Annotated in this window: 12 protein-coding genes; 5 read left to right on the top strand and 7 right to left on the bottom strand. The window is 73.5% G+C overall.

Going from position 1 to position 12,847, the window contains the following annotated elements; all coding sequences use genetic code 11:
* Positions 1 to 30: 30 nt before the first annotated feature.
* Together QK442_RS00425 and QK442_RS00430 are read left to right on the top strand one after the other, a co-directional pair.
* Positions 31 to 363: a hypothetical protein gene (locus QK442_RS00425; protein WP_282691705.1), complete on the top strand. Its 333-nt coding sequence runs from the start codon at positions 31 to 33 to the stop codon at positions 361 to 363.
* A gap of 88 nt (positions 364 to 451) precedes the next feature.
* On the top strand, positions 452 to 811 hold the full coding sequence (locus QK442_RS00430) for a DUF6343 family protein (RefSeq protein ID WP_282691706.1): 360 nt from the start codon (positions 452 to 454) through the stop codon (positions 809 to 811).
* 56 nt (positions 812 to 867) lie between these two features.
* On the opposite strand, the gene QK442_RS00435 is transcribed toward QK442_RS00430, so the two are convergent.
* The 4 genes from QK442_RS00435 to rpsA all read right to left on the bottom strand — a co-directional run bounded on the left by QK442_RS00435 (position 868) and on the right by rpsA (position 4,541).
* On the bottom strand, positions 868 to 1,236 hold the full coding sequence (locus QK442_RS00435) for a tetratricopeptide repeat protein (protein ID WP_282691707.1): 369 nt from the start codon (positions 1,234 to 1,236) through the stop codon (positions 868 to 870).
* 57 nt (positions 1,237 to 1,293) lie between these two features.
* Positions 1,294 to 1,899, bottom strand: a complete 606-nt coding sequence (gene coaE, locus QK442_RS00440) for a dephospho-CoA kinase (protein ID WP_282691708.1) — start codon at positions 1,897 to 1,899, stop codon at positions 1,294 to 1,296.
* Positions 1,900 to 1,930: 31 nt separating this feature from the next.
* The gene (locus QK442_RS00445; RefSeq protein ID WP_282691709.1) at positions 1,931 to 2,869 is read right to left on the bottom strand and encodes a PAC2 family protein; all 939 of its coding nucleotides are present in this window, start codon (positions 2,867 to 2,869) and stop codon (positions 1,931 to 1,933) included.
* A 178-nt stretch (positions 2,870 to 3,047) separates the two neighbouring features.
* Positions 3,048 to 4,541 (bottom strand): 30S ribosomal protein S1, encoded by a 1,494-nt coding sequence (rpsA, locus tag QK442_RS00450; RefSeq protein WP_282691710.1) that lies wholly within the window; start codon positions 4,539 to 4,541, stop codon positions 3,048 to 3,050.
* A gap of 350 nt (positions 4,542 to 4,891) precedes the next feature.
* Between rpsA and QK442_RS00455 the strand changes: the two genes are divergently transcribed.
* Together QK442_RS00455 and hrpB are read left to right on the top strand one after the other, a co-directional pair.
* The gene (locus QK442_RS00455; protein ID WP_282691711.1) at positions 4,892 to 5,731 is read left to right on the top strand and encodes a class I SAM-dependent methyltransferase; all 840 of its coding nucleotides are present in this window, start codon (positions 4,892 to 4,894) and stop codon (positions 5,729 to 5,731) included.
* Positions 5,732 to 5,822: 91 nt separating this feature from the next.
* A complete protein-coding gene (gene hrpB / locus QK442_RS00460; protein WP_282691712.1) occupies positions 5,823 to 8,411 on the top strand; it encodes an ATP-dependent helicase HrpB in 2,589 nt (862 codons plus the stop codon).
* Here the strand turns inward: hrpB and QK442_RS00465 are convergent.
* The 3 genes from QK442_RS00465 to QK442_RS00475 all read right to left on the bottom strand — a co-directional run bounded on the left by QK442_RS00465 (position 8,395) and on the right by QK442_RS00475 (position 11,603).
* Positions 8,395 to 9,390, bottom strand: coding sequence for a DUF3068 domain-containing protein (locus tag QK442_RS00465; protein WP_282691713.1), 996 nt, complete (start codon positions 9,388 to 9,390; stop codon positions 8,395 to 8,397). The genes hrpB and QK442_RS00465 overlap by 17 nt on opposite strands.
* Before the next feature lie 9 nt (positions 9,391 to 9,399).
* Entirely contained in the window at positions 9,400 to 9,540 is a 141-nt protein-coding gene (locus QK442_RS00470) for an SPW_0924 family protein (protein WP_107063131.1), read from the bottom strand.
* Between the two features lie 164 nt (positions 9,541 to 9,704).
* A complete protein-coding gene (locus QK442_RS00475; RefSeq protein WP_282691714.1) occupies positions 9,705 to 11,603 on the bottom strand; it encodes a lytic transglycosylase in 1,899 nt (632 codons plus the stop codon).
* A 253-nt stretch (positions 11,604 to 11,856) separates the two neighbouring features.
* On the opposite strand from QK442_RS00475, the gene QK442_RS00480 reads away from it, so the two are divergent.
* Positions 11,857 to 12,771, top strand: a complete 915-nt coding sequence (locus QK442_RS00480) for a DUF4184 family protein (protein ID WP_282691715.1) — start codon at positions 11,857 to 11,859, stop codon at positions 12,769 to 12,771.
* Positions 12,772 to 12,847: the final 76 nt, after the last annotated feature.

Here is a 12,847-nt window from a genome sequence, read left to right on the forward strand (position 1 = left end):
CCTCGCCCGCCCGATCGAAGGGGATCCGCCATGTCCGTTCGCCGGCGTCTCACGACCGCCTCCGGGGCCGTGCTGCTCACGCTCACGGTCGCGGGCTGCTCGGGCCTCGGCCGCACCGCCGTCGGCCCCGTCGCGTACGAGACGCGCGGGGACGCGGTGGTGCGGGTGACGAGCCCGCCGGTGAAGGGCTGCCACCGGCTTCCGCTCGGCGCGAAGCGCGTCGAGAACGGCACGCTGGTGGACCTGATCCTCTACCGGACCCGGGACTGCAAGGGCGAGGAGCCGATCTACCTGCCGACCAACACCGCCGACTCGATCGTGCCGGGCACTCTGCCCTGGCGCAGCTACACCATCGTGCACTGAGCCGCCGCAGGCGGTCGTCGTTCCCTTCGTCCCCGGACGGGTAGAGGCTGGAAGTGCCCACAGGGATCCGAGGGGAGATGGCAGCGTCATGCGTACCGGTAGCGAGCCGGTCACCGCGCGCAGCGCGCTGCGGCTGCGGTTCTGGCTGAGTGCGTGGGGAATGGTGTGGGCCGTCTTCGGCACGGTGGTCTTCGCGCTGCTGGGCCGCACCGGCTGGGCGGTGGCCTGCGGGGTGCTGTTCCTGGTGGTCGCGGTCGACATGTCGCTGGTCCTGCGCCATCTGCGGCAGGGCCCCCACTGGCAGCCGGGCCGGGACGTGCCCCCGTACGAACCGGACCACGGCGGACGGGGGCCCGTCGGCCCCGCGCGGGGCGGCCCGGAGCGCGATGGCCGGAAGCCGGAGGAGTGGGGGCGGGAAGGGCCGGAGCAAGGCGGTCGGGACCGCTGAGGCCCGGCCGGGCGGTCGGTCCTCGGCGCCCCGGGCGGTCGGTCCTCACCGGGCGGTCAGTCCTCGGCGCCGAAACCGGCGGCCCGTACGTACTCGGGCTTCGGGTCGAGCGCGGCGGCCAGCCGGAAGTGGCGGGTGGCCCGCGCTTCCTGTCCTGAGCGCTGGAGGGTGCGGGCGAGGGCGAAGTGGGCGAAGGCGTTGTCCGGCTCGCGCTCCAGGACGAGCTCGAACTCCAGCTGTGCGGGGCGCAGCTGGGCGGCGGCGAAGAAGGCCCGGGCCCGCAGGAGGCGGGCCGCCGTGTTCTCCGGGTGCTCGGCGATGACCGAGTCCAGCAGCTTCACGGCGCCACGCGGATCCCGTGCGGCGAGCAGCTGCTCGGCGGCACGGAAGTCGATGACGTGCGTCTCCGGATTTCTCTCGGCCATGCACTGCATCCTTCCCACGATCCGGGTTCCGAACACCGTCCCGGGACCTCCGGGTGCCTAGGCGGTCTTGGCCGCCCGGCGCTCCAGCTCTTCCCACACCTTCCGCACCTGCGGTTCCAGCGCGTCCAGCGGGCCGTCGTTGTCGATCACGAGGTCCGCGATCTCCAGCCGGGCCTCGCGCGTGGCCTGGGCCGCCATCCGGGCCATCGCCTCCTCCTCGGCCATGCCCCGGAGCCGTACCAGCCGGTCGAGGCGGGTCTCGGTGGAGGCGTCGACGACGACCACGAGGTCGTAGAGGGGGGCGAGGCCGTTCTCGGTGAGGAGGGGTACGTCGTGGATGACCACGTCCCGGGGGCCCGCCATGCTCTCCAGCTCGGCCGACCGGGCCCCGACGAGCGGGTGCACGATCGCGTTGAGCGTGGCCAGCCGCTCGGGGTCGGCGAAGACGAGGGAGCCGAGCTTGGGCCGGTCCAGGGTGCCGTCCGCGGAGAGCACGTCCTCCCCGAAGGCGGCCACGACCGCCGCGAGTCCCGGTGTGCCGGGTTCGACGACCTCGCGGGCGATCCGATCCGCGTCGATCAGCACGGCCCCGTACGAGACGAGCAGCCGCGACACCTCACTCTTGCCGGCGCCGATACCGCCGGTCAGGCCCACCTTCAGCATGGGCGGCAGCTTAGGCCCTGGCCCCGCGGGGCTAGGCGTCGCCCTCCCGTTCGGCGAGGAAACGTTCGAACTCGCGGCCCAGTTCGTCGGCCGAGGGCAGGTCGACGGGCTCGGCGACCAGGCTGCCGCGGGTCTCCGCGCCGGCCATCGCGTCGTACTGGTGCTCAAGGCCCTGGACGAGGGTGACCAGCTCCTCGTCGCCCTCACCGATCTGGCGGTCGATCTCGGTCTGGGTGCGGCGGGCCTGGGTGCGCAGCGCGTGGGCGACGCCGGGGAGGACGAGGCCGGTGGCGGCGGTGACGGCCTCCAGGACGGTGAGCGCCGCGTCCGGGTAGGGGGAGCGGGCCACGTAGTGCGGCACGTGGGCGGCGACGCCGAGGGTGTCGAAGCCGGCCTCGCTGAGCCGGAACTCGATCAGGGACTCGGCGCTGCCGGGCACCTGGGCCTCGTCGAAGGGGCTGCGGTGGCCGGGCATGAGGTCGGTGCGGCTGCCGTGCGGAGTGAGCCCGACGGGCCGGGTGTGCGGCACGCCCATGGGGATGCCGTGGAAGTTGACCGCGAGCCGTACGCCGAGCCGTTCGACGATCTGGGCGACGGCGGCGGCGAACCGCTCCCACTCGACGTCCGGCTCGGGGCCGGAGAGGACGAGGAAGGGGGCACCGGTGGCGTCCTGGACGAGGCGGACCTCGATGGCCGGGGTCTCGTACCCGGTCCAGCGGTCGCGTCGGAAGGTCAGCAGGGGACGGCGGGCGCGGTAGTCCACCAGCCGGTCGTGGTCGAAGCGGGCGACCACCTGGTTGGGCAGGGTGTCGAGGACCTGGTCGACGATCTGTTCGCCGGTCTCCCCCGCGTCGATGTAGCCGTCGAAGTGGTACAGCATGACCAGTCCGGCCGACTCCTGTGCCAGGGCCAGGTCGACCACGGCCAGGCCCTTGGCGTCCCACTCGTACAAATCCTGGGGATCAAGCACGGTTACCGCTCCTCCTCGCGTCCTTGGGAAGAACGCCTCAGGACGCAAGGTCATTCCCGGCGGAGCCGTTTCGGCAGCGGGCTTCGCCGGGTGCCGGAACGCGACCGGGGCCCGCTCCCCCGGGAGGGAGCGGGCCCCGGTTGTGCTAGCGGCTAGCGCTGCTCAGCGGAGAGCCTGTTCAGCTCTGGCCGCCGGCCAGCTTCTCGCGCAGGGCGGCGAGGGCCTCGTCCGACGCCAGGGCGCCGGCGTTGTCGTCCGACTCCGAGGAGTAGGAGCCACCGGTCGGCGCGGCGGCCGGAGCAGCGGAGCCACCCTCGGCAGCGGCGGCCTCGTCGGCCTCGCGGGACTTGATGACCTGGGCCTGGTGCTGCTCGAAGCGCGCCTGCGCCTCGGCGTACTGGGCCTCCCACGCCTCGCGCTGGGCCTCGTAGCCCGGCAGCCAGTCGTTGGTCTCGGGGTCGAAGCCCTCGGGGTAGATGTAGTTGCCCTGGTCGTCGTAGGACGCGGCCATGCCGTACAGGGTCGGGTCGAACTCGACCGACGCCGGGTCGGCACCGAAGGACTCGTTGGCCTGCTTCAGGGACAGCGAGATCCGGCGACGCTCGAGGTCGATGTCGATGACCTTGACGAAGATCTCGTCGTTGACCTGGACGACCTGCTCCGGGATCTCCACGTGGCGCTCGGCCAGCTCGGAGATGTGGACCAGACCCTCGATGCCCTCGTCGACGCGGACGAACGCACCGAACGGAACCAGCTTGGTGACCTTGCCGGGGACGACCTGGCCGATCTGGTGGGTGCGGGCGAACTGCTGCCACGGGTCCTCCTGCGTCGCCTTCAGCGACAGGGAGACACGCTCGCGGTCCATGTCCACGTCGAGAACCTCGACGGTGACCTCCTGGCCGACCTCGACAACCTCGGACGGGTGGTCGATGTGCTTCCAGGACAGCTCGGAGACGTGGACGAGACCGTCGACGCCACCCAGGTCCACGAAGGCACCGAAGTTGACGATCGAGGACACGACGCCGGAGCGGACCTGACCCTTCTGGAGGGTCGTGAGGAAGGTCTGGCGGACCTCGGACTGGGTCTGCTCCAGCCAGGCGCGGCGGGACAGGACCACGTTGTTGCGGTTCTTGTCCAGCTCGATGATCTTCGCCTCGAGCTCCTTGCCCACGTAGGGCTGGAGGTCGCGGACACGACGCATCTCGACCAGGGAGGCCGGGAGGAAGCCGCGGAGGCCGATGTCGAGGATGAGACCACCCTTGACGACCTCGATGACGGTACCGGTGACGATGCCGTCCTCTTCCTTGATCTTCTCGATGGTGCCCCAGGCACGCTCGTACTGGGCGCGCTTCTTCGAGAGGATCAGGCGGCCTTCCTTGTCCTCCTTCTGGAGAACCAGGGCCTCGATCTCGTCGCCGACCTTGACGACCTCGTTCGGGTCGACGTCGTGCTTGATCGAGAGCTCGCGGCTCGGGATGACACCTTCGGTCTTGTAACCGATGTCGAGCAGGACCTCGTCCCGGTCGACCTTCACGATGACGCCGTCGACGATGTCGCCGTCGTTGAAGTACTTGATCGTCTCGTCGATCGCGGCGAGGAAGGCTTCCTCGTTACCGATGTCGTTGACCGCAACCTGCGGGGTGGTGGCGGTGGTCTCGGTGCTGCTCGTCATGTGGGAAAGGGCTCCGGTACGGACATTGAAGTCGTAGGTACTGCTACGCCGAGAGCCCGTATCGCAGCTGAAGAAGCCGGACAGCCAAGGAAGCACCTCTCCCGACGAACGGGGAGCGCCTCGAAAACCGAGGGGACATACAACAGATGCGAGCGCGGCCTGCTCCGTCTGAGGCGCGCAGGCCCGCAGCGCAACCTTTAGCATACGGGGGCGGCCGGACAGGGTCAATGCGCGAAGCGCGCAGCCGGGACAGATCCACGCACACCCGGCACCGTTCATGTCCGCCCGCACGCCATCGGCGGGTCTCCGCCGTTCCGCGGCACTGACCGCAAACTACATCGACGGACGAGATGAACCAAGAGTACGAGCAGGATGACCGCTTCGAGACGGACGGCGAAGAGGCGGAGGCGACCCGGCGTGACGCGGGCGACGCGGAGAGCAGCCGGGCCAGCCGGGGCTGGTGGGACCGGAACGCGGACGAGTACCAGCTGGAGCACGGCACCTTCCTCGGCGACGACCGTTTCGTGTGGGGTCCGGAGGGCCTGGACGAGGCCGAGGCGGGGCTGCTGGGGCCGGCGGAGGGGCTGAAGGGGCTCGACGTCCTGGAGATCGGCGCGGGTGCGGCGCAGTGCTCGCGCTGGCTGGCGGCGCAGGGGGCCCGGCCGGTGGCGCTCGACCTGTCGCACCGGCAGCTCCAGCACGCGCTGCGGATCGGCGGGGAGGTACCGCTGGTGGAGGCGGACGCGGGGGCGCTGCCGTTCCGCGACGGCTCCTTCGACCTGGCGTGCTCGGCGTACGGGGCGGTGCCGTTCGTGGCCGATCCGGTGCGGGTCTTCCGCGAGGTGCGCCGGGTGCTGCGGCCGGGCGGCCGCTGGGTCTTCTCGGTGACGCACCCGATCCGCTGGGCCTTCCCCGACGAGCCGGGGCCGGAGGGCCTGTCGGTCGCGGCCTCCTACTTCGACCGCACGCCCTATGTCGAGCAGGACGGGTCGGGGCGGGCGGTGTACGTGGAGCACCACCGGACGCTCGGCGACCGGGTGCGGGACGTGGTGGCCGGCGGCTTCCGGCTGGTGGACCTGGTCGAGCCCGAGTGGCCGGAGTGGAACAGCCAGGAGTGGGGCGGCTGGTCGCCGCTGCGCGGGAATCTGATCCCCGGCACGGCGATCTTCGTGTGCGAGCGCGAGGACTGAGCCACCCCGAATACTCCTACTAGAACTACTTATGGGCGGGCCTGTGGATAACCAGGCCCGCTCTTTTTCTCTCGCGTACGAGACTGAGTGCGTGATCCGAAACGACGTACTCGACCTGCTTCCCGTCCGCCATGCCGTTCCCGAGCTGCTCGCCGCGCTCGACGGGCGCGGCACCGCGGTGCTGCACGCGCCGCCCGGCACCGGCAAGACCACGATGGTGCCGCTGGCGCTCGCGGGGCTCATAGGGGACGGGCCGGAGCGGCGGGTGCTGGTGGCCGAGCCGCGCCGGATGGCGGTGCGGGCGGCGGCCGGGCGGATGGCCTGGCTGCTGGGCGAGGAGGTCGGCGGGACGGTCGGCTTCGCGGTGCGCGGGGAGCGGCGGGCCGGTCCCGCGACCCGGGTGGAGGTGGTGACCACGGGCCTCCTCCTCCAGCGGCTCCAGCGGGATCCGGAGCTCGCGGGGGTGGACGTGGTGCTGCTCGACGAGTGTCACGAGCGGCATCTGGACGCCGACACGGCCCTCGCGTTCCTGGTGGACGTACGGGCCGCGCTGCGGCCGGAGCTGGGGGTCGTCGCGGCCTCGGCGACCAGTGACGCGGAGGCGTGGGCGCGGCTGCTGACCGTCCAGGAGGGCGGCGGGCCCGCGCCGGTGGTGCGCGGCGAGGGCGAGGGGCACGGGTTCGCGGTGGTCCACGCGCCGCCGCCGGCGGGGATCCGGCCGGCGCACGGCACCTGGGTGGACCCGGCGCTGCTGCGGCACGTGGCGGCGACGGTGCGGCAGGCGCTGGCGCGGCACGAGGGCGACGTCCTCTGCTTCCTGCCGGGGACGGGGGAGATCGCGCGGACGGCGGGGCTGCTCGACGGGGTGGACGCCGAGGTGCTCCAGCTGCACGGGCGGGCTCCGGCGGCGGTGCAGGACGCGGTGCTGCGGGGCGCGGGGCCGGGCGGGCGGCGACGGGTGGTGCTGTCGACGTCGGTGGCGGAGTCGAGCCTCACGGTGCCGGGGGTGCGGGTCGTGGTGGACGCGGGACTCGCCCGGGAGCCGCGGATGGACCATGCGCGCGGCCTTGGATCGCTGGCGACGGTGCCGGTCTCGGCCGCGGCGGCGACCCAGCGGGCGGGGCGCTCGGGGCGCGAGGCGCCGGGCACGGTGTACCGGTGCTGGGCGGAGGCGGAGGAGAGCGGCCGGGCGCGGTTCCCGGCGCCGGAGATCCGGATCGCGGACCTGGCCGGGTTCGCGCTGCGGGCCGCCTGCTGGGGGGATCCGACGGCGGAGGGTCTGGCACTGCTCGACGCGCCGCCGGCCGGGGCGATGGCGGCGGCCCGTTCGGTGCTGACGGCGATCGGGGCGGTGGACGAGGCGGGGAAGGCCACCGAGCGGGGGGTGCGGATGGCCCGGCTCGGGGTGCACCCGCGGCTGGGGCGGGCGCTGCTCGACGGGGCGGCCGAGGTGGGGGCGCGGCGGGCCGCGGAGGTGGTGGCGCTGCTGGGCGAGGAGCCGCCCCGGGAGTACGGGGACGATCTGGCGGTCGCCTGGCGCGAGGCCCGTCGGGGCGGGGACGGGTACGGGGCGCGCTGGAGGGCGGAGGTGCGGCGTCTGGAACGGGCGGTGGCGTCGGTGGCGGGTTTCCAGGGTGCTCCCGGGATCGGTGCCGAGGGCGGTTCTGCAGGTGTTTCCGTAGGTGGGTCCGGGGGCGGGGACGATCGAGTGGCGGGGGTGGTGACGGCGCTGGCGTTTCCGGAGCGGGTGGCGCGGGTGCGGGAGCAGGGCGGGCATCTGATGGTGTCGGGGAGCGGGGCGCGGCTCGCGGAGGGCTCGGGGCTGCGGTCGGCCCCGTGGCTCGCGGTGGCGGTGGCGGACCGGACGGCGCGGGACGCGACGGCCCGGGTGCGGCTGGCGGCGGTGGTGGACGAGGAGGTGGCGCGGCGGGCCGCGGGACATCTGTTCCGTTCGGGCGAGGAGGTGCGCTGGGAGGACGGCGATGTGGTGGCGCGTTCCGTGGAGTGGCTGGGGGCGGTGGAGCTGACGGTCCGTCCGCTGGGGGCGGCGGCCGATCCGGTGCTGGTGCGGGAGGCGCTGCTCGACGGGCTCCGGCGGGAGGGTACGGGGCTGCTGCGGTGGGGGCGGGAGGCCGTGGAGCTGCGGGAGCGGCTGGCGTTCCTGCACGGGGCGGTCGGCGGGGCGTGGCCGGACATGGCGGAGGAGGCGCTGGTGGAGCGGGCCGAGGAGTGGCTGGAGCCCGAGCTGTCCCGGGCGAGGCGGCGGGCGGATCTGGGGCGGATCGACGCCGGGGAGGCGCTGCGGCGGCTGTTGCCGTGGGCCTCGGGCGAGGCGGGGCGGCTCGACGAGCTGGCGCCGGAACGGATCGAGGTGCCGAGCGGGTCGCGGATCCGGGTGGCGTACGGGGAGGGGCGGCCGGTGCTGGCGGTGAAGCTCCAGGAGATGTTCGGGCTGGCCGAGACGCCGAGGGTGGCGGGGGTGCCGGTCCTGGTGCACCTGCTCTCCCCCGCCGGGCGGCCGGCGGCCGTGACCGCCGATCTGGCCTCGTTCTGGCGGGACGGATACCGGGTGGTGCGGGCGGAGCTGCGGGGGCGGTACCCGAAGCATCCGTGGCCGGAGGACCCCTCGTCGGCGGAGCCGACGCGGCACACGAGCGCGCGGCTCAGACGGGAGGGGTGACGGCCTCGGGGGCGGTCCTCGGTGCGGCCTCGGGGGTGGTGCGGCGGGAGCGGGACTCCAGCAGGAGCGCGAGGGCGAGCAGGAGGAGGGCGAGGACGGTGAAGGTCCAGGGGAGGTACGAGACGAGGAGGAGGACGGTGGTGCGGTTGGAGGAGACAAGATCGACGGTGTCGACGATGTAGTCCTCGCGCATCTTCACGTGGCCGGCGAAGACGGTGAGGGTGTCGGTGCCCATCAGGGCCTTGGCGCCGCGGAGTTCCTCCTTGTGGATCTCCTCGCCGTTGACGGGGGCCCCGGTGACGGGTTCGACCCAGAACATCCGCTTGGTGGTGTACCAGCGGGTGAGGCCGGTACTGGCGATGAGTTCGGGGGTGATGCCCTCGACCGGCATGATCTTGGGCATGGGCACCTGGGTCCAGGGGATGGTCTGCTCGTAGTAGTAGACCTCCAGGCCGCGGAAGGTGCGGGTGCCCGCGTAGTGGATGGGGGACGAGGTGCGGGTCTGGGCGTCGAAGTAGAGGTAGTCGCGCTTCTCGGTGAGGAAGGGCCATTTGAACTCGATGCCCTCGCGTCTGACCGGGTCGCCGTCGACCATCTCGCCGGGCGCGTTCACGGGTTCCTGGCTGTGGGCGTCGAAGATGTACCGCTCGGGGATCTTGGACACCATCTGCCCGTCGGGCCCCATGACGTAGGAGAGGCCGTCCCAGACGACGACGTCGCGGTCGGTGTCGCGCTCGATCCGCTTCGACTCCTCCACGTTGCCCTTGAGGGTCTGGACGATCGTGATCTTCTCGACCTCGCGGGACTTGAGGGTGTTGTAGTCGAGGAGGGTCGCGGGGCGGGCCTCCAGGACCATCTCCTGGTACTGGTTCGGCGGGATCTTGGCCAGCCGGGGGAAGGCGTACCAGCGCAGGGTGGGGGCCATGGCGGCGAGGAAGACCGCGCAGGAGAGGAGGACGAGGCTGGCTCGGCGGCGCACGGGGGCTCCCTACTTCTTCGGGCCGGGGTCGGCGGTGAGCAGGGGTCTGGGCGAGGTCGGGCCGTCGGGCGGCAGATCGACCAGGGAGACGAGGAGGACGAAGAGCAGGACGGGTACGAGTCCGATGGCGGCGGCGACGAGGGCGCGCATGTCGACCTCCCGGCAGGTGATCTGATGGGGCGTCAGGGCGGGGGCACCGTAGCAACGCGGCCGTGAGATGAGAACAGCCCGTGGCGGGACGGGAGGAAACGCGCGCCGCCCCCGGCGTCCCGGGAGGGGGCGGCGGGGGCGGCGCGGAGAAGGGGAGGTGCGGGTCAGGCGGAGGGCGACGCGCTCGCGGTGGGCGAGGTGGAGGCCGTGGGCGAGGGGGACTCGGTCCCGGAGCCGGTCGGTTCCGGCGCGGGGGTCGGCTCCGGGTCGGTGGTCGGATCCGGGGTCGGGGTCGGGGTCGGGTCGGCGGTCGGGGGCGGAGTGGTGGCCGGGGTGGTGACGGTGAGCGTCAGCTTCACGGTGCCACCGCCGGGCGCGGTGAGCCACAGCACGTAGCTGCCGGCCTTCTCGCCCGCGACGAGGTCCCGGATCGTCAGGCGGCCGTCCGCGCCGGTCTTCAGGACCTTGGTGCGGACCGGGTTCCCGGCGGCGTCCTTGCCGAAGGACGGACCGTCGGCGCTCTTCTCCGGGGTGTCCGTCGAGTCGGCGACCACGGCGGTGACGCTCACGCCGGGGGCGAGCGCGCCGTCGAGACGGGCCTCGACCGTGACGGGGCCGTAGCCGGCACCGGTCTCGGCGGTCAGGTCGGCCGTGTCGCCGACGCGGGCGAGGGCGTCGGCCTTGCGCACCTCGACGGTCGCCTTCAGCTCGGCGGCCGGCAGGCTGCGGCCGGGGACGGTGGCGCGGATGGTGAAGGCCTCGGCCTTCTGGCCCGCGCGGAGGGCGGGGGCCTTGGCGACGCCCTTCGCGTCCGAGGTGACGGTGACCGTGGTGGCGCCGGCGGGGAAGCGGGCGTCGGTGGTGGCGGGGAGCTCGAAGCGGACGCTGACGCCGGCGACGGGGCGGCCCGCGGAGTCCACGGCGGTGACGGAGGCGGCCTCGGCGAAGGTGCTCTCGGTGACCGCGGTCAGCACCGCCGTACCGGCCTTGAGGCGCGCCACCTTGAGGGTCGGCGGGATCTCGACGGGCTTGGGGTCGGGCGGGGTCGGGTCGGTCGTCGGCGGGGTCGGCGGCTTCGACGGCGTGGTCGGGGACGGGGACGGAGCCGGGGAGGTGGGCTTCGGCGACGGCTTGTCCGGCGCCGGGGTGGAGCCCGGGGAGGGCGAGCCCGTCGGGGCCGTCGGGCGCGGCGGGGTGCCGGGGACGGTCCGGTCGCTGCGGTCCACCGGGAGCGGGCCCGTGCCGTCCGGGACGGTGTGGGTGCCGCGCTGGTAGTAGGCGAACCAGGAGAGGACGGTGTGGAGGTATTCGGTGGAACGGTTGTAGCTGAGGATCGCCCGGTCGAGGTCGGCCTTCATGGCCAGGTTCCGGTCGCCGGCGCACAGGTACATGCCCGCGGCCTGGGCGGCGTCGTAGATGTTGTTGGGGTCCTTCTTCCCGTCGCCGTTGGCGTCCTGGCCCCAGACGGCCCAGGTGGACGGGATGAACTGCATGGGGCCGACGGCGCGGTCGTGGGTGGTGTCGCCGTCGAAGGCGCCGCCGTCGGTGTCCGAGATGTTGGCGAAGCCGACGCCGTTGAGGGCCGGGCCGAGGATCGGGGAGAGGGTGGTGCCGTTGCCGTCCACGCGGCCGCCGCGGGCCTGACCGGACTCGACCTTGCCGATGCCGGCGAGGAGCTGCCACGGCAGGTTGCAGGAGGGGTCGGAGGCGCGGACCGAGAGTTCGGCGCGGCGGTAGGCGTCGAGGACGGTCGCGGGTATGCCGGCCTCGGCGGGGCCGGTGACGACCGGCACCAGGGGGGCGGTGGGCGCCCCGGGCTTGTTCGGGGTGTTCAGCGGCGGCAGGTCCGTGTAGTACGGCGAGTCGCCGGTCGCCGAGCCGTCGTTCCCTCCGTGCGGGGTCGTGGCGTCGCCGGCGCCGATGGCGCGGTCGCCGCTGAGGTTGTCGGTCGGCGGGGGTATCGCCCCCGGTCCCTGCGAGGCGGCCAGCGCTGCGACCGTGGCGGCCACGATCGCTCCGCTCGTGGCGCTCCTGCGCAGTCGGCGGCCGAATTGCGCTGCCATACCCGTGTTCCCCTCCCCATTCGGCTGTGGCCGCACGCTCCCCGCGGGTGGCCACAGGCGACCCTATGCGATGTCCGTATCACGGGACACCACGGGCCGCCCGGGTTTCACGCTTTCGTCACCCCTTGATCCCCCGGTGGCCGGACACGGAGGTCCGCACTCCGGAGGCGCGGGGTCTGGCCGGGAACCGTCGACGGGGTGGGGCGCCTCTTGCACTCGGGCCGATCATCCGTACGACCGGGAGGTTCCTTCCGTGCCCTTCACCCTGAGCCATGCCGCGGCGGTCCTGCCGGGGCTGCGGCGGGACGGGACCGCGCGCGGCCCGCTCGTCGCCTCCGCCCTCGTCGCCGGCAGCTTCTCCCCCGACCTCACCTACTTCGCGGCGACGGCGGTGCCCGGGGCCATGGAGTTCGGGGACGTGACCCACTCCCCCGTCGGGCTCGTCACCGTCGACGTGCTCATCGCCGCCGCCCTGGTGGGGCTGTGGCTGACGGTCCGTGAGCCGCTGGTGGGGCTGCTGCCGGCGCGGTGGCGGGGGCGGGTGTACGGGGTGGTGCGCGGGCGGCCGTGGCGGGAACGGCGGCCGGTCGCGCTCGCCTTCTGGTTCGCCGTCTCGGCGGCGCTCGGCGCCACCACCCATGTCGTCTGGGACGCCTTCACGCACATCGACCGCTGGGGGACGCGGAAGTTTCCCTTCCTGGCGGAGGTGGTGGCCGGGTTCCCGGTCTACCAGTACGCGCAGTACGGCGGTTCGGCACTGGCCATCGGGCTGCTCGGCTGGTTCGCGGTCCGTGCGCTGCGGTCCGTGCCGGCCGGGTCGGAGGCGCCCGCCGCGGTGCCGGTGCCGAGTCGGCGGGGGCGGTGGGCGGCACTGCTGCTGATCGGGGGCTGCGTCCTGGCCGGGATCGCGCACCGGGTGCTGCGCTGGGCGGCGTACTGGGGCTGGGACAGGATCGAGAACCCGCTCGACATCATTCCGACCGCCTGTTTCGGGGCGGGCGCGGGGCTCTTCGCCGGGCTCCTGCTGTACGGGGCGGTGGCCCGGCTGCGGGGGCCGGGAGCGGTACCGGCGCCCGGCGCGGGAGCGGTCCCGGCGCCCGGCGCGGGAGCGGTCGCGGAAGGGGACCCGGCCGTCCGGGCGGCGCACTCCCGGCCGGGCGTGCGCTGACCCGGGCCGGTCCGTCCGGCGCGGACACCGGCGGCCGTACCCCGGGAGAGGGGCGCGGCCACCGGTGATCCGGCAC

Source organism: Streptomyces sp. CC208A (genome assembly GCF_030010625.1).
In the GTDB taxonomy this organism is placed as follows: Bacteria; Actinomycetota; Actinomycetes; order Streptomycetales; family Streptomycetaceae; genus Streptomyces.

What these genes read in the sequence shown, in the direction of transcription:
- QK442_RS00475 (WP_282691714.1), bottom strand. Translation starts at nt 11,603, where the DNA reads ATGGCAGCGCAATTCGGCCGCCGACTGCGCAGGAGCGCCACGAGCGGA.
- rpsA (WP_282691710.1), bottom strand. Translation starts at nt 4,541, where the DNA reads ATGACGAGCAGCACCGAGACCACCGCCACCACCCCGCAGGTTGCGGTC.
- QK442_RS00455 (WP_282691711.1), top strand. Translation starts at nt 4,892, where the DNA reads ATGAACCAAGAGTACGAGCAGGATGACCGCTTCGAGACGGACGGCGAA.
- QK442_RS00430 (WP_282691706.1), top strand. Translation starts at nt 452, where the DNA reads ATGCGTACCGGTAGCGAGCCGGTCACCGCGCGCAGCGCGCTGCGGCTG.
- coaE (WP_282691708.1), bottom strand. Translation starts at nt 1,899, where the DNA reads ATGCTGAAGGTGGGCCTGACCGGCGGTATCGGCGCCGGCAAGAGTGAG.
- QK442_RS00425 (WP_282691705.1), top strand. Translation starts at nt 31, where the DNA reads ATGTCCGTTCGCCGGCGTCTCACGACCGCCTCCGGGGCCGTGCTGCTC.
- QK442_RS00470 (WP_107063131.1), bottom strand. Translation starts at nt 9,540, where the DNA reads ATGCGCGCCCTCGTCGCCGCCGCCATCGGACTCGTACCCGTCCTGCTC.
- QK442_RS00435 (WP_282691707.1), bottom strand. Translation starts at nt 1,236, where the DNA reads ATGGCCGAGAGAAATCCGGAGACGCACGTCATCGACTTCCGTGCCGCC.